Consider the following 25,988-nt stretch of genomic DNA (forward strand, 5'->3'; position numbering starts at 1 on the left):
GGTCCCGCCATTCACAAGGGATCAGACGAACCGGCGGCGACCGGCCAGCGCGCCGAACAGCATCTGCACCACCCACACCCCGAGCAGCACGATCAGCGAGACCTGCCAGCCGCCGGTGGCGTCGTGCAGCAGGCCGAAGGCGAACGGCCCGACCGCCGCCAGCAGGTAGCCGAAGCCCTGCGCCATCCCGGACAGCCGCGCGGTGTCGGCCCCGGTGCGCGCCCGCAGCGCGATCACCGTGAGCGCCAAGGAGAACACGCTCATCCCGATCCCGATCAGCAGGCTCCACAGCACCGGCGACCAGGCCGGTGCGATGAGCACCCCGGCCATCCCGGCCACCCCGCACACGCCCAGCGCGACGATCCACCCGCTCTGGCTGCCCTGGCGAGCCGCGATCGGCGGGATCACCAGGCTGATCGGCACCGCGATCAGGGAGATCAGGCCGAGCAGCAGGCCGGCCGCGCTCTTGCTCACCCCGGCGTCGATGAACACCTGCGGCAGCCAGCCCATCACCACGTAGGCGATGAACGACTGCAGGCCGAAGAAGATCGTGACGATCCAGGCCAGCGGACTGCGCAGCAGGGACCGCCCGCCGGCGCCGCCCGCGGTCGGACGTGGCGCCCGCCCGGTGCCGCGTGCGGCCAGGAACCAGGCCGCCAGCGCGATCACGGCCAGCACGGCCCACGAGCCGAGCGCCGCGCGCCAGCCGCCCAGCGCCGTCTCGAGCGGCGGGCTGAGCGCGGACCCGGCCGCGCCGCCGCCCTGCAGCGCGGCGGTGTAGACGCCGGTCATCAGTCCGACCCTCGCCGGGAAGGAATCCTTGATGACCACCGGGATCAGCACGTTGATCAGAGCGATGCCCGCGGTCGCCACCAGGGTTCCGCCGAGCACCACGTACGGTCCGTCGAGCACCCGCACGACCAGCCCGGCGGCGAGCACGGCCAGCGCGGACCCGATCGCCGTGCCGATGCCGAACCGGCGCGACAGGACCGGCGCCGCGAGCCCGGCGCCGGCGAAGCAGAGGCCGGGCAGCGTGGTGAGCACGCTGGCCCATAACGCGGAGGCGCCCAGCCCCTCGCGCATCTCGGCGAGCAGCGGACCGACGCTCGTGATGGCCGGCCGCAGGTTCATCGCCGTGAGCACGACCGCGATCGCGAGCAGCACGCCGCCGGCTACAACGCCGGGGCGGGTGCGGGGCTGCTCTTCTTCGATACTCCCCTCCAGTTCGAGTTCGAGCCGGTCGGAGTAGGCGGACGCAGACGCGGCGGGATCTGAGGAATCGACGGACACGTGCGCTACTATGGCATACATAGGATGATTGGATGAAGGGATTTCCCTGTGCCTTTGGCCACCACCCGCCGCGCCGGGCTCGTCGACCAGGTCATCGACCAGCTGCGCCAGGCGGTCCGCGACGGGGAGTGGCCGGTCGGGTACCGCATCCCGACCGAACCGGAGCTCGTCACCCAGCTCGGGGTCGGGCGCAACACCGTCCGGGAAGCCGTCCGCGCGCTGGCGCACACCGGCATCCTCGAAGTCCGCCAGGGCGACGGCACCTACGTGCGCGCGACGAGCGAGGTGTCCGGCGCGGTCCGCCGGCTGTGCGGGACCGAGCTGCGTGAGGTGCTGCAGGTGCGGCGCGTCCTGGAAATGGAGGGCGCGCGGCTGGCCGCAACGGCCCGTACCGACGAGGACGTCGCCGGCCTGCGTGAGCTGCTGCACCGCCGTGACCGAGAATGGCACGAGCGCCGGGGCGAGGATTTCGCCCACACCGACGCGGAATTCCACCTCGACGTCGTCCGATGTGGACACAACGAGCTGCTGTTCGAGCTCTACCGCGGCTTGATGGAGGCGATCACCGCGAGCGTGGCGTCGACGACCGACCATCCGGAGCACGCGGAGCGGATCAGGCACCAGGGCCTGGTCGACGCCATCGAGGACGGCGACGCCGAGCGCGCGGCCGGCGAAGCCGCGGGCTTCCTGGACGAACTGCTCACCCGGGTGGACTGAACACCGGCCCGGGACGGGCGTGCCGGTCCTCCGGACCCACGCAGGCGCAGGCGCAGCCGTCCATTACGGCGGTCAGCGCGGCCGCTCACCGCAGCCACGCGGCCTCAGCCGCCCACTGCTGCCAGTCAGCCCCAGTCGCCCACCGAACCCACGCAGCCCGAGTCGCCCACTGCACCCGGGCGGCCCCCAGCCACCCACCGACCTCGGCAGCCACAGCCACCCACGGTGGGCAAGCCGCCGGGCAGCCCGAGCCGCCCACCGCACCCGGGCAGCCACCGTCACCCGCCGCGGCGAGCCCGCCGCGGCGAGCAAGCCGCCGGGCACCACGTCGCGCGCGTGCCGGGGCCCGTCAGGTGCGCGCCCGCCGGGGGTTCGTCAAGGCAGCGTGAGGATTTCCGCGCCGTCGGGGGTGACGACCAGGGTGTGCTCGAACTGGGCGGTCCACTTCTTGTCCTTCGTGGTCACGGTCCAGTCGTCGGCCCAGACGTCGTAGTCGATGGTGCCGAGCGTGATCATCGGTTCGATGGTGAAGGTCATGCCCTCCTCGATCACCGTGTGCACCGAGGGTTCCTCGTAGTGCAGCACGGTCGGCGCGGTGTGGAACGCCGGGCCGACGCCGTGGCCGGTGAAATCGCGCACCACTCCGTAGCCGAACCGCTTCGCGTAGGCCTCGATGACCCGGCCGATCACGTTGAGCTGCCGGCCGGGACGGACGGCCTTGATCGCGCGCGCCGTCGCCTCGCGGGTGCGCTCGACGAGCAGCCGTACCTCCTCCGACACGTCACCGGCGAGGAAGGTGGCGTTGGTGTCGCCGTGCACGCCGCCGATGAACGCGGTGACGTCGATGTTGCAGATGTCCCCGTCCTCGATCACGGTCGAGTCCGGGATGCCGTGGCAGATCACCTCGTTCAGCGAGGTGCAGCAGGACTTCGGGAAGCCGCGGTAGCCGAGGGTGGACGGGTAGGCGTGGTGGTCGAGCAGGAACTCGTGCACCACCTTGTCGACGTCCTCGGTGGTCGCGCCCGGTTTGACGGCCTTGCCGCCCTCCTCCAGCGCCTGCGCGGCGATCTTCGACGCGACCCGCATGGCCTCGATCACCTCGGGCGTGCGCACGCCGTTGCCGGTGTCCCGTTTCGGCGCCGGCCGGTCGACGTACTCGGGGCGGGCGATGTCGGCGGGGACGGCACGGCGCGGCGTCTGGACACCGGGCTTCAACGGGGCGCGATCGGGCATGTCCTCCACCCTACGACGTTCCGGCGGACCGGGGAGAGCCCGCTCAGAACAACACGGTCGCGTACTGGCCGACCTGCTCGAAGCCGATCCTGCGGTAGGCCGCGAGCGCCGGGGCGTTGAACGCGTTCACATACAGGCTCGCGGTGCGGCCGAGGCCGTGCACGAGCCGGTTGACCACCGCCGCGGTGCCGGCCGTGCCGAGGCCGCTGCCCCGCCGGTCCGGATGCACCCACACGCCCTGGATCTGCCCGACCCCCGCGGACATCGCACCGATCTCGGCCTTGAACACGACCTCGCCGCCCTCGAACCGGGCGAACGCGCGGCCGCCGGAGATCAGCTCGCCGACCCTGGCCCGGTAGCTGGCCCCGCCGTCCCCGGATCGCGGGTCGACGCCGACCTCCTCGACGAACATCGCGACCGCCGCGGGCAGGTACCGGTCGAGTTCGTCCGGACGCACCGCGCGCACGCGCGGGTCGGCGGGCACGCGCGGGCTGCCGTCGAGCGCCATCAGCGGCTGGTCCTCACGGACCTCGCGGGCCGGGCCCCATTCGGTTTCCAGCTCGTCCCACAGGCCGAGGACCTGTTCGGCCGGCCCGACGAGCGACGAACACGTGCGGGCCCTGCGCAACGCCCGGTCGGCGAACGACCGCAGCGCCGAGGAGTTGCCGCGCAACGGGATCAGGTTCGGCCCGGCGAAGCACAGCCCCGAGAGCCGCCCGTAGCGGACCGGACGGCTGTCGGCGGCCCACAGTTCGCCGCCGAGGCGCCACGGGTCCAGCCCGGCCGCCTCCACCCTGGCGCTGACCATGCAGCTGCCGACCGGATCCGAGGCGAGCGCAGCACGAACCGCCGGGTAGTCCCGATCATCGAGCAGCCGGGCGCCGGCAAGCCGCAACACAGCGTCAAGAGTGCCAGAAGAAGCCGGTGAACGGAACGCGAGCCCGCCGATACGCGCAGCTGAACACCGGCTTCGGGCACAATCGGAGCATGCAGCGCTACACCTACCAGGTCGTGGAACTCCGCGAGAAGATGATCGGCGGCAAGATGTCCGGCGAGAAACTCGAGAAACTGCTGAACGACCGCGCCGCCGAGGGCTGGCAGCTGAAGGCGATCACCGGGGCCGAGGTGAAGGGCCGGGTCGGCCCCGGCGGCGTCGACGGGCTGCTGGTGACCTTCGAGCGGCCGGTCGGGTAGGGCGGTCCGGCGGGCAGGACCGGTCAGGCACCGCGGTACGTACCGACGGTCCAGGAATTGCGCTCCGGATCCCGCAGGCTGAAGGTGTGCGAACCGTAGTCGGTGTCGTGCAGTGCCATGGTGATCTCGCCGCCGGCCTCCCGGACCCGCGCGTACACCTCGTCGACCCGATCCGACACGACATAGACGGCGCCGGTGCCGGGTTTCATCGCGTCGTGGATTCCGTCGCAGTCGCCGCCGGTGCTGCCCAGCATCATCCCGCCGCCCTCCGGCCACCGGAGTTCGGCGTGCGCGACCTCCCGCGTCTCGTCTCCGGGTACGACGAGTGTCTCCTCGAACCCGAGCACGTCGACGAGAAACCGGATCGCCGCGGGGGCGTCGTCGTAACGGATGGCCGGCCACACTGTCGGTTGTGAAGTCATGACGGCGAGTCTGACGCGCCAGGTGGCCGACGGTCTTGGAGAAACGGGAACTCCGGGCCTCGCAGTGAATCTCGCGTAACACGCGAGAAAGACGGCGCGACTTCCGAGCACATCCCGCCGGGAGGCCGATCATGATCAAACGCCTGATGCTTTTCACTGTGCTAACCGGTGTTGCGCTCGGCGTCGCGGCCTGCAGCAATGAGGTACCGGCGCAGCCCAGTCCGCGCCGACGACCGAATGGCACAGCATGTTCGACGGGGACCAGGCCGGTGGCTGCGCTCAGCCGGATTGTGTCGATCTGAGCTCTCCTGGCCCCTCTCCCACGGTGGCACCCGAGTTGGCGAGCGAACCGGAGGCGAAGGACTTCGAAGTCGGCCTGCGGACGATTTCGAAGCAGTGTTTCGGTTCGGCGGGCTGCACCACGGTCGTCGAACCCGAGATCTCCTTCGTCGGCGGCAACACCCTTGCTTCGGGCTACGAATGCGACCTCACCTACACCATCACCGGTGACGAGAGCGGGGAAATCGTGCAGACCGCCACGAGCACGGGCGGCACGAGCTACCTGGTGAACCGGACTGTGGTCAGCACGCCGAAGTCGAAGACGAAGATCGGCGCGTCCGTGGCCTCGGTCAACTGCCGCCGGTAGGTACCGGACGCAGCCTGCATCGCCGATGGCGCATCCCGCTTCGTCCGCGACCTCCGCTCAGGCAGGATCCTCCGCGGGTTCGTAGCCGAGGTTCGGTAGTTCCTCGGCCAGCCACGTTCGTGGTGAGCAGCCGGCCAGTGCGCGCCATTCGTTCGACAGGTGGGCCTGGTCGTAGTAGCCGGCCGCGAGGGCGACGGCGGCCAGGTCGCGGTGGCCTGCGCGCAGCAGGCCGCCCGCTCGTTCGAACCGCAGGACCCGTGCCGCCTGTTTCGGGGGCAGTCCCAGTTCGGCGCGGAATCGCTCGCCCAGGTGACGGCGGCTCCAGCCAATCTCCTCGGCCAGTTCGCCGACTCGGAGCAGGCCTCCGGTGTGGCGCAGACGGCGCCAGGCCTGGGCCAGTTCCGCGGGCGGCGTGGTCGGTTCGGTCGCGCGCGCGGCGAGCGTCCGGTCGAGCAGGTCGAAGCGGGACGGCCAGTCCGGCGCCTCGGCCAGCCGCTCCGGCAGCCGGGCCAGGTCGCCGCCGAAGTCGGCCAGGTCGGTGATCCGGCCGCTCAGCTCGGCGGCGGTCACGCCCAGCAGCGTGCGGACGCCCAGCGGGTCGAGTTCCAGGTGCAGCCCGCGTTGCAGCCGGCTCTGCGTGATCAGCGCCGGCGCCGTGTGCAGGCCGCCGACCATCGCCTGCCACCGGCCTTCCCCGGGCAGCCCCGCGCACTGGACCGGATCGGCGAGGCTGATGACCAGCGTGACGTGCCGGGACGGCAGGCCCCGGTGCACGGCGAGGGTGACGTCGTCCTGCGCGTAGCCGATGTAGCGCGAGACGAGCGGCCGCAACACCGGATGCGGCGGCCGCACAGCCCAGCTGTGACTCACGGAACCAGGGTAAGCCCGCCGTTTTCTGCTACCACGGGAGTGCGGTCCCCCCGAGAAGGAGAAACGGATGACCATCCAGGAGCAGGCGCATCAGCTGGAACTGCTCGCCGACCAGGTTCCGACCGGCATCGCGCTGGCCACCAGAAGCGAGCTGGACGACCTGCAGGCACAGGTACTCGGGTTGCTCGGCGCGACGACCACGGCCACCTCCGTACAGGGCGCGATCCAGCTCGCCGCCCGGCAGATCGACGAGGTCGCCGCCTCGCTGGAGAACGTGCGCGTGCAGATCCAGGACGCCGCCCGCCACCACCTGCAGGGTTAGCGCGGGCTGCGGCGACTCCGGCCCGGACCCCAGGTCAGCTGATCGCCTGTTCCAGCTCGCCGTCGTAGATCGCGCGTTGCCGGGGTGTCCAGAGCTCGCGACCGGCCAGCTCGCCCTCGTAGATGGCGTGGTCGATCTTCCGCGGGGCCACGCAGTTGCCGATGCGGTGCACGGTACGGCCGGTCGCGCGCAGTTCGTGATACAGCACGTCGTCCGCGGTCCGGGCGGTGCAGAGCACGACGTTGTCGACCTCGTCGAGGACTTCCTGCCGCCCGGTGGGCCAGCCCGCGGGCGGCCGGGAGCGGGATCAGCCGACGGTGACGCTCGGTGCGCCCTCGCCGACGCCCTCGCCGGATTCCTCGGCGATGCGCATGGCTTCCTCGATCAGCGTTTCCACGATCGCGTGCTCCGGGACAGTCTTGATGACCTCGCCCTTGACGAAGATCTGGCCCTTGCCGTTGCCGGAGGCGACGCCGAGGTCGGCCTCGCGGGCTTCGCCCGGGCCGTTCACCACGCAGCCCATCACCGCGACCCGCAGCGGCACCTCCATGCCCTCCAGACCCGCGGTGACCTGGTCGGCGAGGGTGTAGACGTCCACCTGGGCCCGCCCGCAGGACGGGCACGACACGATCTCCAGCTTCCGGGGCCGCAGGTTCAGCGACTGCAGGATCTGCGTGCCGACCTTGACCTCCTCGACCGGCGGCGCGGACAGCGACACCCGGATCGTGTCGCCGATGCCTTGGCGCAGCAGCGCGCCGAAGGCGACCGCGGACTTGATGGTGCCCTGGAACGCCGGACCGGCCTCGGTCACGCCCAGGTGCAGCGGGTAGTCGCACTGCTCGGCGAGCAGCTCGTAGGCACGCACCATGACCACCGGATCGTTGTGCTTGACCGAGATCTTGATGTCGTGAAAATCGTGCTCGGCGAACAGCGACGCCTCCCACAGCGCCGATTCGGCCAGCGCCTCCGGGGTGGCCTTGCCGTGCTTCTCCAGCAGCCGCTTGTCCAGCGAGCCGGCGTTGACGCCGATCCGGATCGGCGTGCCGTGGTCCTTCGCGGCCTGCGCGATCTCCTTGACCTGGTCGTCGAACTTGCGAATGTTGCCAGGGTTGACCCGCACCGCCGCGCAGCCCGCCTCGATCGCGGCGAACACGTACTTGGGCTGGAAGTGGATGTCGGCGATCACCGGGATCTGCGACTTCCGCGCGATCGCCGGCAGCGCCTCCGCGTCGTCGGCCGACGGGCAGGCGACGCGCACGATGTCGCAGCCCGCCGCGGTCAGCTCGGCGATCTGCTGGAGCGTGGCGTTGACGTCGGAGGTCAGCGTCGTGGTCATCGACTGGACGGAGATCGGGTGCTCGCTGCCGACCCCGACCGGCCCCACCATCAGCTGGCGGGTCGTGCGGCGCTCGGCGAGGACGGGGGGTGGCAGAGCTGGCATACCTAGCGCGACGGTCACGCCATCCAGACTACCCACCCCACCCGGCCCCGGTTCAACGAAGTCGACCGTCGCGGTGAGCCGGATTACTCCCGGTCGGGGCGCCGCGGGTGCCCTGTCCCCCGGCCGGGACGGGACTACTGCTGCAAGGTGATCGGGTTGACGATGTCCGCGGTCACCGTGAGCAGCGTGATCCCGCCCCCGATCACCACGAGCACCATGGTGACCGCCGACAGCTTCGTGTAGTCGACCGGACCGCCCGCCGGTTTCCCGCGCAGCTTGCGCAGCCAGTCGCGCACCCGCTCGTACCAGACCACCGCGATGTGCCCGCCGTCCAGCGGCAACAGCGGCAGCAGGTTGAACACGCCGATGAAGAAGTTCAGGCTGGCCAGCAGGAAGAAGAAGACGATCCACAGGCCCTTCTCGACCGCTTCGCCGCCGATCCGGCTCGCGCCGACCACGCTGACCGGGGTGTTCGGATCGCGCTCGCCGCCGAAGATGGCGTCGACCACGGCCGGGATCCGCTTCGGGAACTCCACCAGCCGCTGCGCGGTCTCGGAGAACATCGTGCCGGTGAACGACAGCGTGCCTGGCACGCCGTCGAGGCCGTTGTAGTGCAGGTACTGCGGCGGCACGACGGTGGCGGCGCCCATCATGCCCACCTCGCGCACCGTGCCGTCGGTGGTGAGGCGCTGCACCCGCGGCACGTCCACGGTGAGCGGGACTCGGGACTCGCCCCGCTGCACGACGATCGCGGTCGGCCCGCTCGAGTCCTGCACCACCTTGAGCACGTCCTGCCAGGTCGGCGTCTCCTGTCCGGCCACGGACACGATCTTGTCGCCGGCGAGCATGCCCGCGCTCTTCGCCGGCGTCGGCGCCCCCGCCGGACACGCGGTGTCCTCCAGCTGCTGCTGCGTGGTGGCCGCGCGGGCGCAGGACGTGGAGTCGATGACCGGGTCGGTGGACGGGTGGATGTTCGGCAGCCCCATGGTGATCGCCATCAGGTAGAGCACCACGAAGCCGAGGATGAAGTGCGTCACCGAACCCGCGCACATCACGACGGTGCGCTTCCAGGTCTTGAACCGCCACATCGCGCGTGGCGCTTCCTCCTCGGTGACCTCGTCGAGCGCGGTCATGCCCGCGATGTCGCAGAAGCCGCCGAGCGGAATCCACTTGAGGCCGTACTCGGTCTCGCCGCGGCGGAAGGAGAACACCGTGGGCCCGAAGCCGATGAAGTAGCGCCGGACCTTCATGCCGAACGCCTTCGCGGTCACCATGTGCCCGGCCTCGTGCAGTGCGACCGAGATGCAGATGCCGAGGGCGAACAGCACCACCCCGATGATGTAGGCGAGCACGCGCTACTTCCCCTTACCCAGCGTCGTTCCGGCACGCGCTCGAGCCCACCGCTCGGCTGCGAGTACATCATCGACGTCGCGTGGTTCGCGACGCCATTCGTCGGCAGCTTCCACCGCCTGCGAAACAGTGTCCACAATCGACGTGAAACTGGCGTTCCCCGCGAGGAAGGCGGCCACCGCCTCCTCGTTCGCCGCGTTGTAGACCGCGGGCAGGCAGCCGCCCGCGGTGCCCACCTCGCGGGCCAGCTCGACCGCCGGGAACGCCTCGTTGTCCAGCGGTTCGAAGGTCCAGCTCGCCGCGGTGTCCCAGGCGCAGGCCGCGGCGGCGCCGGGCACCCGGTCCGGCCAGTTCAGCGCCAGCGCGATCGGCAGCCGCATGTCCGGAGGACTGGCCTGGGCGATCGTCGAGCCGTCGGTGAAGGTCACCATCGAGTGCACGATGGACTGGGGGTGCACGGTCACGTCGATGCGCGCCGGCTCGACACCGAACAGCAGCGCCGCCTCGATCAGCTCGAGCCCCTTGTTCACCAGCGTGGCCGAGTTGATCGTGATCAGCCGCCCCATCGACCACGTGGGATGCGCCATCGCCTGCTCGACGGTCACCTCGGCAAGGTCCGCGCGCTTGCGGCCGCGGAACGGGCCGCCGGACGCGGTCAGCACGAGCCGCGCCACCTCGTCCTCGCGGCCCGACCGCAGGGCCTGCGCGATCGCCGAATGCTCCGAGTCGACCGGCACGAGCTGGCCGGGCCCGGCCGCGGCGAGCACCAGCGGCCCACCCGCGATCAGCGACTCCTTGTTGGCCAGCGCGAGCGTGGCCCCGGTGGCGAGTGCACGCAGCGTCGGGGCGAGGCCCTGCGAACCGGGAAGGGCGTTGAGCACGACGTCGGCTTCGACGCTGTCGATGAGTTCGAGCACCGCTTCGGCACCGGCGAGGATGCGCGGAAGCCGGAACTCACCCTTCGCGTAGCCACGGCGCTGCGCCTCGGCGTACAGCGCGAGCTGCAGGTCTTCGACCACCGTGGGCTTGGTCACCGCGACCGCGGTGACTCCGTGCGCGAGCGCCTGCGCCGCCAGCGCGGCCGGATCGGAACCGCCGGCGGCGATCCCGGCGACGGTGAACAGGTGCGGGTTACGTGCGGCGACGTCGAGCGCCTGGGCCCCGACGGACCCGGTGGAGCCCAGTACGAGGACGCTTCGCGAGGTAGTCATCGGGCGTCATTATCGCCTGCCCGGCGCCGTGTCCGGCCGGCGCCCGGCAGTGGGGGATCGCGATGTGGGATCATCGGGGAGCACAACGTCCCAGTGGGCCCGAAGGAGTGGTCGTGGCGAGCAAGGCGATCGAGAAGCGCCCCGAGGTCGACCCGCGGGACGAACCGTCCGCGGAATGGGGCTGGCACGGCTCGTTCCCCAAGGCCACCCGCATCGCCGGCTGGCTCAGCGCGGTCATCCTGCTGCTGATGATCAAGGGCAACCACGAGAACAACACCGAGAACGTGTGGCTGGTCGGCCTGGCCGCGTTCATCGTGCTGGCACTGGTGCTCGACATCCGCCGCCGCCGCACGGCCTGGCGCAAGTAGGTTCCCCTCCCCGGCGCGAGCATGTCCGCGCCGGGGTCTGGCGCACGGGCTCCGCATTCGGCTACGTTGCGGGCTCATGAAATCCCGCCTGGTCGCGCTCCTCCTCGCCGTGGTCACCGCTTCGGCGCTGGCCGCCGCGCCCGCTTCGGCCGTGCCCGCTTCGGCCACCTCCGCGGCTCCGGTCGTCAGCTGCCGGTTCACCCCGACTCCGGACAACCCCGCGGCCCGGCCGGTACTGCGTCCGCTGCCGTTCGCGCTCACCCGCGGCACCGTGGACATCACCTTCCGCTTCAACTACGGCCCGGTCACGGTGCGCCTCGACAGCTCCGGGGCGGCTCCGTGCGCGGTGGCGAACATGGCCAGCCTGGTCCTGCAGCGCTTCTACGACCACAGCCAGTGCTGGCGGCTGTCCGATTCCGAACGGCTGGGCGTGCTCCAGTGCGGCGACCTCTACGAGGTCGAAAAGGGCGGCCCCGGCTACGGCTTCCCGGACGAGGTGTCCGGCGCGGAGACCTACGAGCGCGGCACGATCGCGATGGGCAACCAGGGTCCCGGCACGAACGGCTCGGAATTCTTCATCGTGCACTCCTTCGCGCACATCCCGGCACAGTATTCGGTACTGGGCAAGGTGATCCGCGGAATGGACGCGATCGACCGGATGGTGTCCGACGGCATCGTCCCGACCGATCCAGACGGGCCGCTGGACGGCGCACCCGCCCATCCGGTGAAGATCGAGCGCGCCTCCCTCGGCTGGTGAGCCGACCGAGGTGCCCGGCACCGCGGTAGGCCCGCAGGAACACGTCGATTCCGGATCGTACGACCGTTTCCCAGTCCGCGCCGGAACGTGCACCAGGATGGTGCCTGCAGGTTTGAGCGAGACGAGGAGGTGTCGATCAAGCCGAGGGCTCGGCGCGGTGCAGATGGTGGTGGTGCCGGTGCTGAAGGGGTGTCGCGCCGAAGGCGCGTTTGAAGGCTGTGATGAAGGCGCTTTCCGAGGTGTAGCCGACCTGCGCTGACAATTCGCCTACGGTCGCGTCGTGATGGGTGAGTTCGTATGCGGCGATCCGCATGCGCCATTCGGTCAGGTAGGCGAATGGCGGGACCCCGGCGATAGCACGGAACCGCGCGGCGAAACCAGTGCGGGACATCGCGGCGAGGCGGGCGAGTTCATCGAGCCGCCACGCATGAGCGGGGTTCTCGTGCAGGGCTTGTGCGGCCGGTGCCACCCGCACGTCGGCCAGGACGCGTAGCGTGCCTGCGGGCAGGGCGTTCGGCTGAGCCAGGTACGCGCGCAGGACCTGGACGAGGAGCAGTTGCGCGAGCTGATCACGGGTGAAGCTGTACCCGGGCCGGTCGCAGCTCATTTCGGTGTCCAGTTCCCGCAGCAGCCAGCCGAGGGCCGAGGCCTGCGGGTGTGCGGCCGAGATGTGCAGCAGCGGCGGCAAAGCCTGCACCAGCAGTGCCTCGCCGCCCGGTTCGACCGTCACTTCGCCGCCTACGCCGAAGAATTCGTCCGCCGTGCCGATGCGATGGTCGGGCACGGTCATGGTTTCGGCATCGATCGGCGGCACGTCGGCATGGGTGCGCACGACCAAGGGGCAGTCCCCGCTCACCGCGATCGCCTCGCCGGAGCGCAGTTCACCTGACTGCCCGCCGGAGGCGAAGGTGCAGCTCCCGCGCCGCACGGCGATGATCTTGAGCCGCCCGCGGGCGGGGAAGCGCAGCGCCCACTGGCCGCTCGCGGACAGCTTTCCGGTCAGGCGGCAGCGCGCACCGGCGAGGGTGAGCACCTGGGACAGCGGGTCGGGATGCCGGGCGGCGAGCATGGCTGTACTTTCGCGCTAAAAATCGGGACTCGACAATATTTACCGTACGCTTCTCCGGTTGCACGCTGAAGGCATGAACCTCGCTTCGTACCGGACGCTCGGCCGGACCGGCCTGCGGATCAGCCCGCTGGTCCTCGGCACACTGACCTTCGACGAGCCCGAATGGGGCTGCGATCAGGACACCGCGCTGCGCCTGCTGCAGCACTACGTCGAGGCCGGGGGAAATACGCTCGACACGGCCAACGGCTACGCCGGCGGCCGGGCGGAACAGACCATCGCGAAGTTCCTCCGGACCACCCCGTCGGTGCGGGACGGGCTGGTGCTCGCCACGAAGTTCGCCGGAAACCTGCACCCCGGCGATCCGAACGGCGGCGGCAGCGGCCGCAAGGCAATCGTGCGGCAGCTCGACGAGTCGCTCACCCGGCTCGGCACCGATTACGTGGACCTGTACTGGCAGCACTACTTCGACCGGCACACTCCGATCGAGGAGACGATCGGCACTCTGCAGGACCTGATCACCGCGGGCAAAATCCGCTACTACGGTCTGTCCGACACCCCCGCGTGGGCAGTCGCCCGCGCGGCGAGCCTCGCCGAAGCCCACCGCGAGGCCCCGGTCGCGGCGATCCAGGTGGAGTACTCGTTGCTGGAGCGGACCGTCGAAGGCGAGCTGTTCGGCGCGGCCCGGGCCCTCGGCATCGGTGTGACGCCCTGGGGTCCGCTGGCGGGCGGGGTGCTGTCGGGAAGGTACACCCGGACCGGCGCCGCCGAGTCAGGTCGCCTGGGCTGGGCGAGTACCCGCGCACGACTGACCGAGAACACTGACGCCCTGCTCGACGCACTGCACGAAATCGCCACCGCACAGCGGGTTCCGGTGTCCGCCGTGGCGCTCGCCTGGGTCGGTCACCGCCCCGAAGTGACCGCGACGATCATCGGCTGCCGCACGCTCGAGCAGTTGGAGAGCAACCTGGCGTCTCTCGCCGTGACACTTTCCGCCGACCAACTCGCCACGCTCGACAGCTTGACTGCCCCCGCTTTGCCGTTCCCCTTCGCCTTCCTCGACCACACTGGGGCCGACCTCGCCCAGGGCGGCACGACAATCAACGGGATCCCATCCCGAAACTGGCACCCGTCCCACTGACCGGCGAAGATCGTTACCGCTCGCTCCGCGGGGCGACCAGCTCGCTCGGTCCGCCACCCGATTCGCCGGCCACCGCGGCCAGTTCCTCGCCCACCGACTCCGGATCGGCGGGCTTCTTCTTCGGATCGGTCGTGAGCAGCGACGCGATCGCGCCGATCAGGCAGACCACGATGGCGAAGCCGAAGGCGACCGCGAGACCGTCCTGGAACGGACCGGAGATCAGGTTCGGGAAGAAGCTGCGCCCGGTCAGGAACGAGGCCTGGTCCGGCGGCAGGCTGCTCAGCTGGCCGCCGAGCAGCTGCTGGATCGGGTTGTAGCCGAGGAACGCCGCGAACAGCACCGCGACCGCGGGCAGGTGCGCGACCTGGTCGGCCGAGGCGGCCGACACCCCGTGCGAGGTGAGGCCCTGCGCCATCGCCGAGGGCAGGCTGCTCGACAGGCCGGCGATGATCAGGCTGAAGAAGAAGCCGATCGACAGCACCATGGCCGCGTTCTGGAACGTGGTCATCATGCCCGCGCCGGAACCGCGTGAGTCGGCGGGCAGGCTGTTCATCACCTCGGCCCGGTTCGGCGAGGAGAACATTCCCATGCCGATGCCGTTGACCAGCAGGATCGCCGCGAACGCCCAGTAGTTGAAGTTCACCGGCAGCAGGATCAGCAGCAGGAAGGTCGCCGCGGTGATCACCAGGCCGCCGGAGGCCAGCGCGCGGCTGCCGATCCGGTCGGACAGGATGCCGGAGGTCGGCGCGGACGCGAGGAAGCCGATCGTCATGGGCAGCATGTAGATCCCGGCCCACAGCGGCGTCTGCTCGAAGGTGTAGCCGTGCTGTGGGAGCCAGATGCCCTGCAACCAGATGATCAGGATGAACTGCAGGCCACCGCGGCCGAGCGAAGCGGTGAGGTTGGCCAGGTTGCCCCAGCTGAACGAGCGGATGCGGAACAGCGACAGCCGGAACAGCGGGTTGTCGACCTTCGTCTCGATCACCACGAAGGCGACCAGCACCGCGAGGCCGCCGATCAGGCAGGACAGCACCATCGGGCTGCCCCAGCCGGTGGCCGAGGTGCCGTAGGGCTGAATGCCGTAGGTGATGCCCACCAGCACCGCGATCAGGCCGACGGCGAAGGTGATGTTGCCCCACCAGTCCATCCTGGCGTGCTTGCGCACCCCGGTGTCGTGCAGTTTGAGGTAGGCCCAGACCGTGCCGATCACGCCGATCGGCACCGAGACGAGGAAGACGAGGTTCCAGTTGATCGGGGCCAGCACCCCGCCGATCACCAGGCCGAGGAACGAACCGGCGATGGCCGCCACCCCGTTCATCCCGAGGGCGAGACCACGCTGGTTGGGCGGGAAGGCGTCGGTGAGGATGGCCGACGAGTTGGCCATCAGGAAGGCGCCGCCGACCCCCTGCACGATCCGCCAGCCGATCAGCCACAGCGCGGCGGCGCTGCCGTCGAACCAGGTGACCGCCAGCATGATCGAGGACACCGTGAACACGGCGAAGCCCAGGTTGTACATCCGGGCCCGGCCGTACATGTCGCCCAGCCTGCCGAACGCCACCACCAGCACCGCGGTGACCACGAGGAAGCCCATGATCATCCACAGCAGGTAGCTGGTGTTCGACGGTTCCAGCGGGTTGATCCCGATGCCCTTGAAGATGTCGGGCAGCGCGATCAGCACGATCGACGAGTTGATCGTCGCGATCAGCATGCCCAGCGTCGTGTTGGACAGCGCGATCCACTTGTATCGCGGCCCCAGCTCCGCGATCGAATACGTCCTGCGCTCCGCCACAGTCGAAGACCTCTCTCCCAACGTTCCCTTAGCTAGGCTAAGCAACTTGCTTGCGTTAAACAAGCAACGTTCCGAAACGGTTGCGAGACACGGGTCACAATCGATTGACAGTCCTTTGAGGACTGTTTACCTTCACTCGCCCGAGTGACTACTCGACGGGCTCCTGGACGACCTTCCCCGGGTTGAGGATCCCGTGCGGGTCGAGCGCGTTCTTCACCGCGTGGTGCATCGCGAGCACGGCCGGCCCCAGCTCCCGGACCAGGCCCGGCTGCTTCAGCAGCCCGACGCCGTGCTCGCCGGTGACGGTGCCGCCGAGGGCGAGCGCGTCGGCGACGATGTCGTCGAACGCGGCCTGCGCACGGCGCCGGGCGGGCTCGTCGCCGACCGGGGTGATCAGCAGCGGGTGCAGGTTTCCGTCGCCGATGTGCGCGATGTTCGCGATCTGCGTGTCGTGCCGCTTCGCGGCGAGGTCGATCCGGGCGAGCATCTCGGGGACCAGGTGAGTGGGCACGCAGACGTCCTCGGTGAGCACCGGCCCGAGCCGCTCCAGCGCCGGATAGGCCAGCCGGCGAGCGGCGAACAGCGCGTCGGCCTCGGTCTGGTCCGAGGACTGCGCGGCCCAGCTCGCGCCGGCCTGTTCGAAGCACTCCAGCATCGCCGCGGCCTCGTGCTCCCCCGCCGCGCCGGGCGCGTCGCTGCGGCCGAGCAGCACCACGTCGGCGTCGGAGGACAGACCCATGTTCTTCCACGCGTCGACCGCGGCGAGGCAGTGCCGGTCGACCAGTTCGAGCGCGGACGGCACGATCCCGGCCGCCCTGATCGCGGCAGCGGCCTCGCCGGCGGCGACGGTCGAGTCGAAGTACCCGGCCACCGTCGACTCCGGCGCCCGCTGCGCGCGCAGCCGCACGGTGATTTCGGTGATCACGCCGAGCGTTCCCTCCGAGCCGACCATCAGCCCGGCGAGGTCGTATCCGGCCACTCCCTTCGCGGTGCGCCGGCCGAGCCGGACGAGCTCGCCGGTGCCCGTGACCACCTGCAGGCCGAGGACGTAGTCGCGGGTCACGCCGTATTTCACGCAGCAGACCCCGCCGGCGTTGGTGGCCACGTTGCCGCCGATCGTCGACCACGGCGAGCTGGCCGGATCGGGCGGATACCACAGGCCCTGCTCCGCGCAGGCCGCACGCAGATCGTCGTTGACCACACCGGGTTCCACGACGGCCAGGCGTTCCACCGGGTTGATTTCCCTGACCGCGGTCATCCGGTCGGTGACCAGCACCACACATCCGGCCACCGCGTTCGCCCCGCCGGAAAGCCCGGTTCCGGCACCCCGCGGAACCAGCGGAACCCGGTGCTTCACGCACTCGCGCACGACCGCCTGCACGTCCTGCGCCGTCCGCGGTCGCACGACCACCGCGGGTTCGCCGTGCGGGGCCCATTCCGCCTCGTCGTGCGCGTAGCCGGTCAGCACGTCCGGATCCAGGACGATCCGGTCTTCCGGCAGGACTGCCCGCAGGTCGTCGATCAGCATGAGCGCTCCGTTCCCGATTCCGCCACCCCCGGCCACCCCGCCAGACTAGGCGGAACGACAGCAGGGCCCCGTCCTCCCGCCCGAGCGCGGGAGGACGGGGCCCCGGTTCCGGGGTACGGCTCAGGTGTCGAGCGTGCCGTACACGATGATGTTGTCCAGGTAGCTGTGTGCCTCCCGGTCGAACGCACCACCACAGGTGATCAGCCGGATCTGCGCATCAGTGGTGTCGCCGTACACCGCTTCGGTCGGGAAGGTCTTCTTCGCGATCTGGTCCACCCGGGTCACCGTGAACGTGGCCTTCGACCCGTCCTTGCGCCCGACCACGACCTCGTCGCCCTTCTTGACCTCGTGCAGCCGCCAGAAGATGCCCTTCTGGTGGTTGCCGTCGATGTGGCCGAGCACGACCGCGGGGCCGACCTCGCCCGGCATCGGGCCGTAGCGGTACCAGCCTGCCTGCAGGGGCTGGTCGACCGGCGGCACCTGCACCGTCTTGTCCGCGTTGAGACCGAGCGGTACCAGGGACGAATGCGCGTCGATGCTGGGCACGTCGACCGAGACCGGCTCCGACTTCGCGAGTGCTGCCGCGGCCGGAGACGACGACGCGGGTGCAGCCGCGGGCGCCGGCGCGGACGAGCCGCAGCCGAGCAGCGCGAAGTTGGCGACGAGCGCCAGCAGCAGGGCGAAGAACCCGAGCCGGGACCGCCGCACCGGGCGGCCCGCGGCCGGCACGGGCTGCGTCACCGGGCGATCCGCGCGGCCAGCGAACCGTCACCGGTCTCCGGCGCACCCGCGGGCACGACGGTCACCTGGCCGGGCCCCTCCGCGGGCGGCTGGGCGGGCTCGCTGGGCTCGGTGGTTTCGGTCGGCGGCGTGGTGGTCGTGCCCGCGACCTTGGCGCAGGTGGACGAGGCGAGCACGATGTCGCCGCTGCCGAGCGCGCCGGTGGCCTTGCCGCCCAGCAGCTTCACGTGCAGCGCGTTGACGGTGAGGCTGCCGTCGGAGTGCTTGACCTGCTCGTTCACGATCACCTGCAGGACACCGGGCACGCCGATCTTCTGGTTCGGCGCCGTGCCGACCGGCAGCTCGCCGATCTTGCCCAGGTCCAGCCCGACGAGCTTGGACGAGGCGGTGATGCCGTCCGCGGTGGACTCGCACTCGGAGCTGATCACACTGGCCTTCGGCGTGCTGCCGGCGAGCGGCGCGAGCACCGGGAGGGCGGCGTCGACGATCGCGGCCTTCGAGGTGACCGGCCCGGACGAGCCGTCCTGCTTGGCCGAGCTGCTGATCGCCTTGGCCCTGATCAGGCCCTTCAGCGGCACGTCGACCACCTGCGCGGACTCCTTGCCCGAGGTGGACGACGGGGCCAGCTTGCCGGTCTCCACGGAGATTCCCTTGTCCCCCAGCACACCCGGGAGCAACGAGACCGACGCCGAGGCACCGTAGGCCGATCCGGCGGGCGTCTCGTCGGCGACCGCCGAGGGGGCGGCGGTGGCGAGCAGGGCCAGCGCGGGGACGGCGACCGCGACGGTCCGTCCGCGCAGCAGGGCAGAACGCATGAATTGTCCTTTCGAACACGCGAGAATGGGTCCGCCCGCGGATCCCCGAATCCACGCGTGATCGACCGCATCTGGTCGACCACCGGCGAGAACGCGACATTATCAAGGGGTCTCGGGAACGCAAAGCAAGATCACCCGGGACCGTCCGTGGAACGACCGCGGCAGTAACGACAATTCTGCAATTTCACCACTAAAGAGTGATGTAACGCGAGGCGCTCGGCGGCAAAATCTCACGTAACGCGACCGATACGCCGGGCGGTTGAGCGAAAACTTGGCCATCCCACTCGTCGGAGTGATCCTGCCACGGGTGTGCTCCGGATACCCACCGTGAGATGCCTGTCACGGTCGTAATCCGTCTCCGGAAAATGCCTCCGCCCACGCCCGGGAACCTGACAACAATTGTCCACAGTGGAACGCGCAGTGTCGCCGGTTGACAGTTCCACGGCGAGGAACGTCAGTCGGAGGGGCCGCGCAGGGTGAGGACCACGCGCAGGACGTGCTCGACCGCCGCTTCGAACATCGCGCCGCGCAACTCCCCGCGGGTGGCGAGAGTGCGCGCGGCGAAGTCCAGCATGTGCTCCGGCCCGACCCGGCGAACCACGAGCGCGGCGATCTCCTCCAGCTCGAGGCCGGGGTTGTCCATCCGCGTGAACGCGAACTCGATGACGAGCTCTTCGTCGGTCATACCGCGTCCGGGAACCACGCCTTCCAGCGTAGTTCAGCTTCCGACCACCCGGCAGCGACTCACGCCACCGCGCGCGCCACCTCGCCGACCACCGTGGCGAGCAGCGCCTCATTCTCGCCCTGCCCGAGCCGGACCACGACCAGATCCTGGTCCGGCAGCACGAAAACGCACTGTCCGTACATTCCGGCAGCCAGCGCCGTCCGCTCCGGCACGCGCCCGGCGTACACCGCGTGTCCGCGCCAGAAGAATCCGCCGCCGTAGACCTGCTCGTCGTCCGCTTCCGCCGGGGTGAGGACGTAGTCGAGCCATCCCTCCGGCAGAAGCCGCCGGCCCTGCCATACCCCGTCGTCGAGGACCAGCTGACCGAATTTCGCCCAGTCCGTCGCCGTCGCCAGACACACCCCGCAGAGCAGGAAGTGACCCGCGGCGTCCGAACCGAGCAGCACGCTGTGCATGCCCAGCGGCTCGAACATCAGCCGCCACGGCACGTCCGCACGCTCCGCGAGCCCGGCTTCCGCGGCGACCCGGGTCACGATTTCGGCGCAAAGCAACGGATCGCTGTTCTGGTAGGCGCACCGCGTGCCGGGTGGAGCATGCAGCCCGAGCCCGGCCATCTCGCGGTACACGTCGTCCACCCCCGCGTAGACCGGAAGTGCCGATCGCCGCGGGCCCACGCAGTCACCCCGGCCGGGCAGTCGAGCCCGCTGGCCATGGCAAGCAGTTGCCGCAAGGTGACGGCGGAGCGCTCGTCACTCGCCCACTCCGGGATCGGCACGGGCTGGTCCGGCTCCAGCAGCCCTTCGTGTACGAGCCGCCCGGCCAGCACCCCGGCCACACTCTTCGTGGCCGACCAGCCGTTGTGCCGCATCTCCCGCGGAAACCCGCGCGCGTAGCTCTCCGCGACCAGCTTTCCCCGGTGCACCACCACAACCGCGCGGCCGAGGCCGTCCCCGGTGAGCCGGTCGACGAGTTCCTGGATCCGTGCCACGACCCCGGCGCTCAAGTGTGCCGGATCCGGCTCGCTCCCGACCGGCCAAGGCCCGGCGACCCGAGATTTCGCCGCGACACTGGATCCGGCCGCGTTTGCCGTCCCAGCTTGCAGCCCGTAGCGCCCGTTGCGAACCACCGTGCGTTCGAGCCCGCTCTCCGATCGCAGCGTGACCGACTGCGCCCCGCATGAGACCGCCACGCGATCCCAGTCCAGTGGCGCCGTCGGATCGACCGAGCCGTCTCCGGGAAGCAGGCTGGCGAACGCCGGTTCGGCAAGGTCTTCCGCCAGCACCGCTTCCGGTGTGCGGCCTTGGCCCAGCACCCCCATGGCCAGCCGCAGCGCGTGGAAGCCCAGCCACCTCGCCTCCGCATCGTCGGCGGGAAGAGCAGGCTCGACCAGAGTGGGCGTCTCGCTGTCGGGTCGGTCCATGCGCGTCCTTTCGGCCGGCAGCACCTCACCACAAGATTACGCGGCAACCCGCCGCAGGACCGGTTCAGCGCGCGGTGATCCAGGGCGCCAGCAGCGTCTCCAGGTCCGCATCCAGACCCGGCAGCTCACGGGCCGTGCGAACGACGCCATCGCGGACCGCCCGGTGGCGTCGGCCCGTCTTGCACCTCGGCAACCGGACTCGGCAGCTCGGCGCGAACAACACCGCCACTACTTCCGCACTCGAACGGACAACTCATCCCTCGGCCGCCGGCTGACCGCGGACGGCGTGGGCAAATGGGCCCCCGACCGCGGCGGCTGTGCTGACCGTCGCCGTTCGACCGACCGTTGTAGCGCGGTCCTGGTCACCGAAGCCGTCACCTTGCCACTCACCGCACGCTCCAGCGGACCCGTCGACCAGAGCTCGACCGACACCACCGGCGCCAGATCCGACCCGGTGCGGGGCAACCTCGTCGGCGTCACTTCCGCGGGCGCGGCAAATTCGTAGCATTGCACTGTTACCCAACGGTGTAATACTATTGCACCGTGAGCCCCCGACCCCGAGATCCGGCACTGCGCGCCAACGTGCTCGCCACGGCCGCGCGACTATTGGCCGAGGAAGGTCCCTCAGCGCTGTCGACACGGCGGCTGGCCCGCGAACTCGGCGTGTCCACGGCCGCTGTCTACACCTACTTCGGCAGCATCGAGCAGCTTCGTCGCGAAGTCCGGCTGGACGGTTTCGCCCGTCTGGAGGCACAGCTGGATGCGCTCGGCTCGCCACTCGATCCCGTGGCCGGGCTGTCCGCGGTGGTGCTGGCGTTCTTCGAGTTCGGGATGCGCCGACCGCACCTCTACCGGGCGATGTTCCTCGACCGGCCGCTCGAGGAAGACACTGCCGGTGAGCCGACCTTCACCCGGCTGGCCGACCTCGTCCGCCGCGGGACGGACAGCGGCCGGTTCGGCGCGGTGCCCGCCGATCAGATCGAACTGTGCGCGGCGCAAGTGTGGAGCGCGCCGCATGGCATGGTGACGATGGTCCTCAGTGGAGCCCTTCCCGCCGACGCCGCCCGCGCGGTCCTCGAGGACATGGTGGTGCGCCTGGCGGTCGGCTACGGCGATGACCGCGATCAAGCCGCCGGCTCCCTGACCACCGCCGGCGCGCCGGGGTTGCCGTGACGTCCCGCCACGAACCGGAACCGGACAGGCCCTGCCCCGGGCCGGCGGCTCCGGGCGACGCCGACACGCCGCCCGCGGGTTCGGGAACCGGCGGATCACCCGGAGGCACGCAACCTCCGCACCGGACGCGGCCACAGATCGACTCTGCCGGAGGTGTCCTGCTTTCCGCACTGCCCTCGGCCGTACTGGCCCCGCTGAACGCGATCACCGGGCCGACGGGTGCTGTTGCCTTCGCCGCGGTCCTCGCCACCGCGATCGCGCTGGCCCGGATTCACCGCGGCCACGCCAAGGGACCTGCCTTCGGCGGTCTCGTCGGCGTCCTGGTCGCCGGCACGATCGCCTGGAGCACCGGCTCCGGCTCCGGGCTCTTCCTGCCCGACCTCGCCTGGTATGCGATCGCCGCCGTGGGTTTGACCGGATCGATCCTCATCCGACGACCACTCGTCGGCGTGCTCTGGGTCCTGGCGAACCGGCCGGAGCCCGTCCGGCGCGCCGCAGCACGAGGACGTGACTTCCTTCTCGCCACTGCTGCCTTGGACGTCGTGGCTGTCGTCCGGTTCTTCGTCACTCGCCTGCTGGCCGCCCACCAGACAGATCCGGTGCTGGTCGCGCTCAAAGTCGTGTCGGGATTCCCGTTGACGCTCGCTGCTTTCGGCGTGGCAGCCTGGGCCTGGCGCCGGGCATCGCCACCCCGGCTCGCACAACCGCGGTCAAGGCGCCCCTCCCGATGCGGAGCATGACCACGCTGATCCGGCCACGCCCCCGTCAACCGTGACGTGGTTCTCGACCGCGTTCCCCGGTTGCAGCCGGCGGTCGGCGAAGCCAGGCGGCGGCGCGGTCAGCACCGCTGCGGCCGGGCCGTGGCAGCATGCCGCACCCGGCTTCCGCGGCAGATCGTGAACCTTCAGCCCTCGAGGGTGCCCAGCGCGAGGACTCTGCTCGCGGCGACAAACCGGGCGAGCTCAGCGGCTGAGCCACGGAGCGAGCAGCTTCTCCAGGTCGGCGTCCGACAACGCCCGCGGGCCGCCGTGGAACTCATGCCACCGCGACGCGTCCCGTGCGGCGGTGTACTCCACCTCGAACGCCCGCATCAGCACATACATGAACGTCACCGAACTGAACCGCTCACCCAGCAACGTCCGCGCCGCCCGAGCCACCCCGGCCGCACCGACCACATCCGCGAGCCGCAACTCCTCCGCAGCCGGCTCCAACAGACTGGGGGCATACATCACGACGAACACTCCATCATCGAAACCAGCAACTCAGCCTTCAGCCGCCAACTGGCCACAGGCCGCCGCAATGTCCTGCCCACGGGTGTCCCGCACAGTGCAGGCGACCCCGCCCGCGTTCACCAAGCGCACGAACTCCCGCTCCACCGGCTTCGGCGACGCATCCCACTTCGAACCCGGCGTCGGGTTCAGCGGAATCACGTTCACGTGCACCAACTGACCCAGGTGCTTCCGCAGCCGCTTCGCCAGCAACTCCGCCCGCCACGGCTGATCATTGACGTCCCGGATCAACGCGTACTCGATCGACACCCGACGACCCGACGTGTCCGCGTAATACCGAGCCGCCGACAACACCTCGTCGACCGACCACCGCTCGTTCACCGGCACCAACGTGTCCCGCAGCTCGTCGTCCGGCGTATGCAGCGACACCACCAAACGAACCTGCATCCTCTCGTCGGCCAGACGACGGATCGCCGGCGCCAGCCCCACCGTCGACACCGTCACCGAACGCTGACCGATCCCCAAACCCGAAGGAGCCGGCTCCGTGATCCGCCGCACCGCGGCCACCACACGCTTGTAGTTCGCCAGCGGCTCACCCATGCCTACCCATTTACAACACCAAGGTAGCCCGCATCTGCGCAGCTCAAGCACCTGATAACACGGGACATGTGACCTGCGTCACCGTAGTTCTGGAGTAGGATTTTTGAGGGGCCTTCGAGCCGCCGGCGGAGTCGGTACCCGCAGATCGCCAACCCACTCATCCCATTCATCGAGACAATCAGAGTTCTGGGAAGGGATCATCAGGCGGGCGCGGCCCGATCGGGACCCCAAGATCTCGGATACCCGCGAGTGCGACGTGCGCGACCTCGTCGTCAGGCAACTCGCCACTCATGCCACGTGATCAGCCATCGGCGGGGCCGCCTCTTCAGAGGCGTTCGATGCGGTCGGCCTGTGGGCCCCGGTCGCTCTGACGCACCGCGTACCGGACCCGGTCACCCTTCTGCAGCGGCTCCGACCCCATGATCACGGACACGTGGGCGAAGAGATCGTCGCCGCCTGAGTCCGGGGTGATGAAGCCGAAGCCGCGGTTGCCGTCGTAGCGCGCTACGACGCCCTCGCCGCCTCGTACGGGCACGTCCCGCGCCGCCGGCCCTGCGCCCGCGGCAGGTGCCGACCGCTGCGGCGCCGTCTGGGGCTCGGCGCCCCGAACCAGGTGCACGTCGCGGGCCTGCGGGCCCTTGTCTCCACTAGCCACCTCGTAGGCGACGCGGTCGCCCTCCGCGAGCCACGTCAGCCCCTCGGCCAGGGCCCGGGCATGAACGAAGACGTCCCCGGCGCCGGAGTCGGGGTTGATGAAGCCGAAGCCCTTGTCCTCGTCGTACCAGGCCACCGTGCCGTCGGCACCGTCCGCGATACCAGCCGCAGCGGGTGAGCCGGCCCCTGCTCCCAGCGGGATCACGTGCCCGGCCTGCGGGCCGCGCTCGCCTTCGACGATCAGGAAGGCCACCCGCTGCCCCTCGGTGACCACGCCGCCGGTCACGATGGCGGAGCTGTGCACGAAGATGTCGGCGCCGCCGCCGTCCGGCGACGCGAAGCCGTACCCCTTGCCCGGCTCGTACCAGTTGACGGTGCCGAGCAGGCCCACGGCGCTACCGGTGGCCGCATCGGCGGTGACGCGAACGCGCAGCGCCTGGGGCCCGCGGTCGTTCTCGCCGACCTCGAACACGACGGCCTGACCCTCGCGGAGCACTTTCCCGCCGCCGTCCCCGACGATCTCGGAGGCGTGCACGAACACGTCCGGCGAGCCGTCCTCGGGCGTGAGGAAGCCGAAACCCCGTTCGGCGTCGAACCAACGGACGGTCCCTTGCGGCATCAACGGCTCCAGGTCGAGAGGGCGGGCACTGGCCCCCAGTCTCTCTGACAGACCTCGCGGTCCGTCGGCCGGGCCCACAGGCGGGCGGTGCGGAGCAAGGGGCGGGCCGTTCGTTCACCTAGCGACACGCCGAGTTTTGAGACCAGGTCTTAGCGCACTCGCCGCCGCCTACGGCGTAGCCGCCACCATCCAGACGCATCTCGCGACAACCATGCACCGCGCTGAACCCGGATTGTCGCCACGATACGTACTGTCGCCATTACCGGACGCAGTATTGCCGCCAGCCGCCGGGTCAAGCCTGCTCTCGAAGCCGGGTCGAACAAGTGGCGGCTAGACACGCTCAGGTGCCGGGCGGCGTCCAGCTGTTATGGGTTCGAGCCGACGAGGTCGCGGGCACCCACCTCAGGCGGCCGATCAGCGATCAAGCCACGGAGCGAGGAGCTTCTCCAGGTCCGCGTCCGACAGTGCCCGCGGCCCGCCGTGGAACTCGTGCCACCGGGCGGCGTCCCGCGCTGCGGTGTACTCGACCTCGAAGGCCCGCATCAGCACGTACATGAACGTCACCGAGCTGAACCGCTCACCCAACAGCGCCCGCGCCCCACGAGCCACCTCGATCGCACCACGGCCGACCGCATCCGCGAGCCGCAGCTCCTCCGCAGCCGGATCCAACAGGCTGGGGGCATACATCACGACAAACACTCCATCAT

General features: G+C 70.2%; 29 protein-coding genes and 1 pseudogene. 9 read left to right on the forward strand and 21 right to left on the reverse strand.

The features are described from left to right. Positions 1-21: 21 nt before the first annotated feature. Entirely contained in the window at positions 22-1,290 is a 1,269-nt protein-coding gene (locus BJY18_RS13460) for a CynX/NimT family MFS transporter (RefSeq protein WP_312873833.1), read from the reverse strand. Between the two features lie 48 nt (positions 1,291-1,338). Here BJY18_RS13460 and BJY18_RS13465 point away from each other — a divergent pair, with 48 nt between their 5' ends. Then, positions 1,339-2,007, forward strand: a complete 669-nt coding sequence (locus BJY18_RS13465; protein ID WP_184780303.1) for a FadR/GntR family transcriptional regulator — start codon at positions 1,339-1,341, stop codon at positions 2,005-2,007. A gap of 375 nt (positions 2,008-2,382) precedes the next feature. Here the strand turns inward: BJY18_RS13465 and map are convergent, their stop codons facing one another. Continuing rightward, entirely contained in the window at positions 2,383-3,240 is an 858-nt protein-coding gene (gene map / locus BJY18_RS13470) for a type I methionyl aminopeptidase (protein ID WP_184780304.1), read from the reverse strand. A gap of 43 nt (positions 3,241-3,283) precedes the next feature. Further along, positions 3,284-4,138, reverse strand: coding sequence for a GNAT family N-acetyltransferase (locus tag BJY18_RS13475; protein WP_184780305.1), 855 nt, complete (start codon positions 4,136-4,138; stop codon positions 3,284-3,286). Between the two features lie 26 nt (positions 4,139-4,164). Between BJY18_RS13475 and BJY18_RS13480 the strand changes: the two genes are divergently transcribed. Further along, a complete protein-coding gene (locus tag BJY18_RS13480) occupies positions 4,165-4,434 on the forward strand; it encodes a DUF4177 domain-containing protein (RefSeq protein ID WP_312873834.1) in 270 nt (89 codons plus the stop codon). A 23-nt stretch (positions 4,435-4,457) separates the two neighbouring features. Here the strand turns inward: BJY18_RS13480 and BJY18_RS13485 are convergent, their stop codons facing one another. Beyond that, positions 4,458-4,856, reverse strand: coding sequence for a VOC family protein (locus BJY18_RS13485; RefSeq protein ID WP_184780306.1), 399 nt, complete (start codon positions 4,854-4,856; stop codon positions 4,458-4,460). Positions 4,857-5,181: 325 nt separating this feature from the next. On the opposite strand from BJY18_RS13485, the gene BJY18_RS13490 reads away from it, so the two are divergent. Then, positions 5,182-5,502 carry a hypothetical protein gene (locus BJY18_RS13490; protein ID WP_184780307.1) on the forward strand — a complete coding sequence of 107 codons (321 nt, stop codon included), beginning with the start codon at positions 5,182-5,184 and terminating at the stop codon, positions 5,500-5,502. A 57-nt stretch (positions 5,503-5,559) separates the two neighbouring features. On the opposite strand, the gene BJY18_RS13495 is transcribed toward BJY18_RS13490, so the two are convergent. Beyond that, entirely contained in the window at positions 5,560-6,372 is an 813-nt protein-coding gene (locus BJY18_RS13495; RefSeq protein ID WP_312873835.1) for a helix-turn-helix domain-containing protein, read from the reverse strand. A gap of 67 nt (positions 6,373-6,439) precedes the next feature. Here BJY18_RS13495 and BJY18_RS13500 point away from each other — a divergent pair, with 67 nt between their 5' ends. Then, on the forward strand, positions 6,440-6,694 hold the full coding sequence (locus BJY18_RS13500; protein WP_184780309.1) for a hypothetical protein: 255 nt from the start codon (positions 6,440-6,442) through the stop codon (positions 6,692-6,694). A gap of 34 nt (positions 6,695-6,728) precedes the next feature. Here BJY18_RS13500 and BJY18_RS13505 read toward each other — a convergent pair whose 3' ends face one another. The 4 genes from BJY18_RS13505 to dxr all read right to left on the reverse strand — a co-directional run bounded on the left by BJY18_RS13505 (position 6,729) and on the right by dxr (position 10,696). Next, positions 6,729-6,932 (reverse strand): hypothetical protein, encoded by a 204-nt coding sequence (locus BJY18_RS13505; protein WP_184780310.1) that lies wholly within the window; start codon positions 6,930-6,932, stop codon positions 6,729-6,731. A gap of 69 nt (positions 6,933-7,001) precedes the next feature. Beyond that, positions 7,002-8,153: a flavodoxin-dependent (E)-4-hydroxy-3-methylbut-2-enyl-diphosphate synthase gene (ispG, locus tag BJY18_RS13510; protein WP_184780311.1), complete on the reverse strand. Its 1,152-nt coding sequence runs from the start codon at positions 8,151-8,153 to the stop codon at positions 7,002-7,004. A gap of 116 nt (positions 8,154-8,269) precedes the next feature. Then, the gene (locus tag BJY18_RS13515; RefSeq protein ID WP_184780312.1) at positions 8,270-9,487 is read right to left on the reverse strand and encodes a M50 family metallopeptidase; all 1,218 of its coding nucleotides are present in this window, start codon (positions 9,485-9,487) and stop codon (positions 8,270-8,272) included. A 3-nt stretch (positions 9,488-9,490) separates the two neighbouring features. After that, entirely contained in the window at positions 9,491-10,696 is a 1,206-nt protein-coding gene (dxr, locus tag BJY18_RS13520; protein WP_184780313.1) for a 1-deoxy-D-xylulose-5-phosphate reductoisomerase, read from the reverse strand. Positions 10,697-10,809: 113 nt separating this feature from the next. On the opposite strand from dxr, the gene BJY18_RS13525 reads away from it, so the two are divergent. Continuing rightward, complete coding sequence (locus BJY18_RS13525; RefSeq protein WP_184780314.1) at positions 10,810-11,064, forward strand: DUF2631 domain-containing protein; 255 nt, start codon at positions 10,810-10,812, stop codon at positions 11,062-11,064. A 76-nt stretch (positions 11,065-11,140) separates the two neighbouring features. After that, the gene (locus BJY18_RS13530; protein WP_184780315.1) at positions 11,141-11,821 is read left to right on the forward strand and encodes a peptidylprolyl isomerase; all 681 of its coding nucleotides are present in this window, start codon (positions 11,141-11,143) and stop codon (positions 11,819-11,821) included. Positions 11,822-11,957: 136 nt separating this feature from the next. Here BJY18_RS13530 and BJY18_RS13535 read toward each other — a convergent pair whose 3' ends face one another. Further along, the gene (locus tag BJY18_RS13535; protein ID WP_184780316.1) at positions 11,958-12,890 is read right to left on the reverse strand and encodes a helix-turn-helix transcriptional regulator; all 933 of its coding nucleotides are present in this window, start codon (positions 12,888-12,890) and stop codon (positions 11,958-11,960) included. 73 nt (positions 12,891-12,963) lie between these two features. On the opposite strand from BJY18_RS13535, the gene BJY18_RS13540 reads away from it, so the two are divergent. Further along, entirely contained in the window at positions 12,964-14,028 is a 1,065-nt protein-coding gene (locus tag BJY18_RS13540) for an aldo/keto reductase (protein WP_184780317.1), read from the forward strand. 13 nt (positions 14,029-14,041) lie between these two features. On the opposite strand, the gene BJY18_RS13545 is transcribed toward BJY18_RS13540, so the two are convergent. The 7 genes from BJY18_RS13545 to BJY18_RS37455 all read right to left on the reverse strand — a co-directional run bounded on the left by BJY18_RS13545 (position 14,042) and on the right by BJY18_RS37455 (position 21,006). Further along, the gene (locus BJY18_RS13545; RefSeq protein ID WP_184780318.1) at positions 14,042-15,817 is read right to left on the reverse strand and encodes an MFS transporter; all 1,776 of its coding nucleotides are present in this window, start codon (positions 15,815-15,817) and stop codon (positions 14,042-14,044) included. 148 nt (positions 15,818-15,965) lie between these two features. Beyond that, a complete protein-coding gene (locus BJY18_RS13550; protein WP_184780319.1) occupies positions 15,966-17,345 on the reverse strand; it encodes an FAD-binding oxidoreductase in 1,380 nt (459 codons plus the stop codon). A 120-nt stretch (positions 17,346-17,465) separates the two neighbouring features. Beyond that, entirely contained in the window at positions 17,466-18,053 is a 588-nt protein-coding gene (locus tag BJY18_RS13555; RefSeq protein WP_184784602.1) for a class F sortase, read from the reverse strand. 29 nt (positions 18,054-18,082) lie between these two features. Continuing rightward, positions 18,083-18,901, reverse strand: a complete 819-nt coding sequence (locus tag BJY18_RS13560) for a choice-of-anchor P domain-containing protein (RefSeq protein ID WP_184780320.1) — start codon at positions 18,899-18,901, stop codon at positions 18,083-18,085. A 454-nt stretch (positions 18,902-19,355) separates the two neighbouring features. Further along, a complete protein-coding gene (locus tag BJY18_RS13565; protein WP_184780321.1) occupies positions 19,356-19,586 on the reverse strand; it encodes a hypothetical protein in 231 nt (76 codons plus the stop codon). 59 nt (positions 19,587-19,645) lie between these two features. Further along, positions 19,646-20,200, reverse strand: coding sequence for a serine hydrolase (locus BJY18_RS37450; RefSeq protein WP_281393832.1), 555 nt, complete (start codon positions 20,198-20,200; stop codon positions 19,646-19,648). Beyond that, on the reverse strand, positions 20,116-21,006 hold the full coding sequence (locus BJY18_RS37455) for a serine hydrolase (RefSeq protein WP_184780323.1): 891 nt from the start codon (positions 21,004-21,006) through the stop codon (positions 20,116-20,118). Before BJY18_RS37455 ends, BJY18_RS37450 begins: the two co-directional genes overlap by 85 nt. Positions 21,007-21,549: 543 nt before the next feature. Between BJY18_RS37455 and BJY18_RS13580 the strand changes: the two genes are divergently transcribed. Together BJY18_RS13580 and BJY18_RS13585 are read left to right on the forward strand one after the other, a co-directional pair. Continuing rightward, positions 21,550-22,179: a TetR/AcrR family transcriptional regulator gene (locus tag BJY18_RS13580; RefSeq protein ID WP_184780324.1), complete on the forward strand. Its 630-nt coding sequence runs from the start codon at positions 21,550-21,552 to the stop codon at positions 22,177-22,179. Beyond that, positions 22,176-22,919: a DUF3159 domain-containing protein gene (locus BJY18_RS13585; RefSeq protein ID WP_184780325.1), complete on the forward strand. Its 744-nt coding sequence runs from the start codon at positions 22,176-22,178 to the stop codon at positions 22,917-22,919. Before BJY18_RS13580 ends, BJY18_RS13585 begins: the two co-directional genes overlap by 4 nt. Before the next feature lie 222 nt (positions 22,920-23,141). Here BJY18_RS13585 and BJY18_RS13590 read toward each other — a convergent pair whose 3' ends face one another. From BJY18_RS13590 to BJY18_RS13605, 4 genes and pseudogenes are all read right to left on the reverse strand, one after another. After that, positions 23,142-23,408 (reverse strand): hypothetical protein, encoded by a 267-nt coding sequence (locus BJY18_RS13590; RefSeq protein ID WP_184780326.1) that lies wholly within the window; start codon positions 23,406-23,408, stop codon positions 23,142-23,144. A 33-nt stretch (positions 23,409-23,441) separates the two neighbouring features. Continuing rightward, positions 23,442-24,017: pseudogene (locus BJY18_RS13595) on the reverse strand (radical SAM protein); the annotation flags it as partial. A 316-nt stretch (positions 24,018-24,333) separates the two neighbouring features. Next, entirely contained in the window at positions 24,334-25,281 is a 948-nt protein-coding gene (locus BJY18_RS38015) for a cold-shock protein (protein WP_184780327.1), read from the reverse strand. A gap of 414 nt (positions 25,282-25,695) precedes the next feature. After that, positions 25,696-25,971, reverse strand: coding sequence for a hypothetical protein (locus BJY18_RS13605; protein ID WP_312873836.1), 276 nt, complete (start codon positions 25,969-25,971; stop codon positions 25,696-25,698). Positions 25,972-25,988: the final 17 nt, after the last annotated feature.

It is taken from the genome of Amycolatopsis jiangsuensis (assembly GCF_014204865.1).
GTDB lineage: Bacteria > Actinomycetota > Actinomycetes > Mycobacteriales > Pseudonocardiaceae > Amycolatopsis > Amycolatopsis jiangsuensis.

Coding starts and splice junctions, on each gene's coding strand:
- BJY18_RS13535 (WP_184780316.1), bottom strand. CDS start 12,890: ATGCTCGCCGCCCGGCATCCCGACCCGCTGTCCCAGGTGCTCACCCTC.
- BJY18_RS13560 (WP_184780320.1), bottom strand. CDS start 18,901: ATGCGTTCTGCCCTGCTGCGCGGACGGACCGTCGCGGTCGCCGTCCCC.
- BJY18_RS37455 (WP_184780323.1), bottom strand. CDS start 21,006: ATGGACCGACCCGACAGCGAGACGCCCACTCTGGTCGAGCCTGCTCTT.
- BJY18_RS37450 (WP_281393832.1), bottom strand. CDS start 20,200: ATGGCCGGGCTCGGGCTGCATGCTCCACCCGGCACGCGGTGCGCCTAC.
- map (WP_184780304.1), bottom strand. CDS start 3,240: ATGCCCGATCGCGCCCCGTTGAAGCCCGGTGTCCAGACGCCGCGCCGT.
- BJY18_RS13485 (WP_184780306.1), bottom strand. CDS start 4,856: ATGACTTCACAACCGACAGTGTGGCCGGCCATCCGTTACGACGACGCC.
- BJY18_RS13550 (WP_184780319.1), bottom strand. CDS start 17,345: ATGCTGATCGACGACCTGCGGGCAGTCCTGCCGGAAGACCGGATCGTC.
- BJY18_RS13500 (WP_184780309.1), top strand. CDS start 6,440: ATGACCATCCAGGAGCAGGCGCATCAGCTGGAACTGCTCGCCGACCAG.
- BJY18_RS13590 (WP_184780326.1), bottom strand. CDS start 23,408: ATGTATGCCCCCAGTCTGTTGGAGCCGGCTGCGGAGGAGTTGCGGCTC.
- dxr (WP_184780313.1), bottom strand. CDS start 10,696: ATGACTACCTCGCGAAGCGTCCTCGTACTGGGCTCCACCGGGTCCGTC.
- BJY18_RS13565 (WP_184780321.1), bottom strand. CDS start 19,586: ATGACCGACGAAGAGCTCGTCATCGAGTTCGCGTTCACGCGGATGGAC.
- BJY18_RS13540 (WP_184780317.1), top strand. CDS start 12,964: ATGAACCTCGCTTCGTACCGGACGCTCGGCCGGACCGGCCTGCGGATC.
- BJY18_RS38015 (WP_184780327.1), bottom strand. CDS start 25,281: ATGCCGCAAGGGACCGTCCGTTGGTTCGACGCCGAACGGGGTTTCGGC.
- BJY18_RS13530 (WP_184780315.1), top strand. CDS start 11,141: ATGAAATCCCGCCTGGTCGCGCTCCTCCTCGCCGTGGTCACCGCTTCG.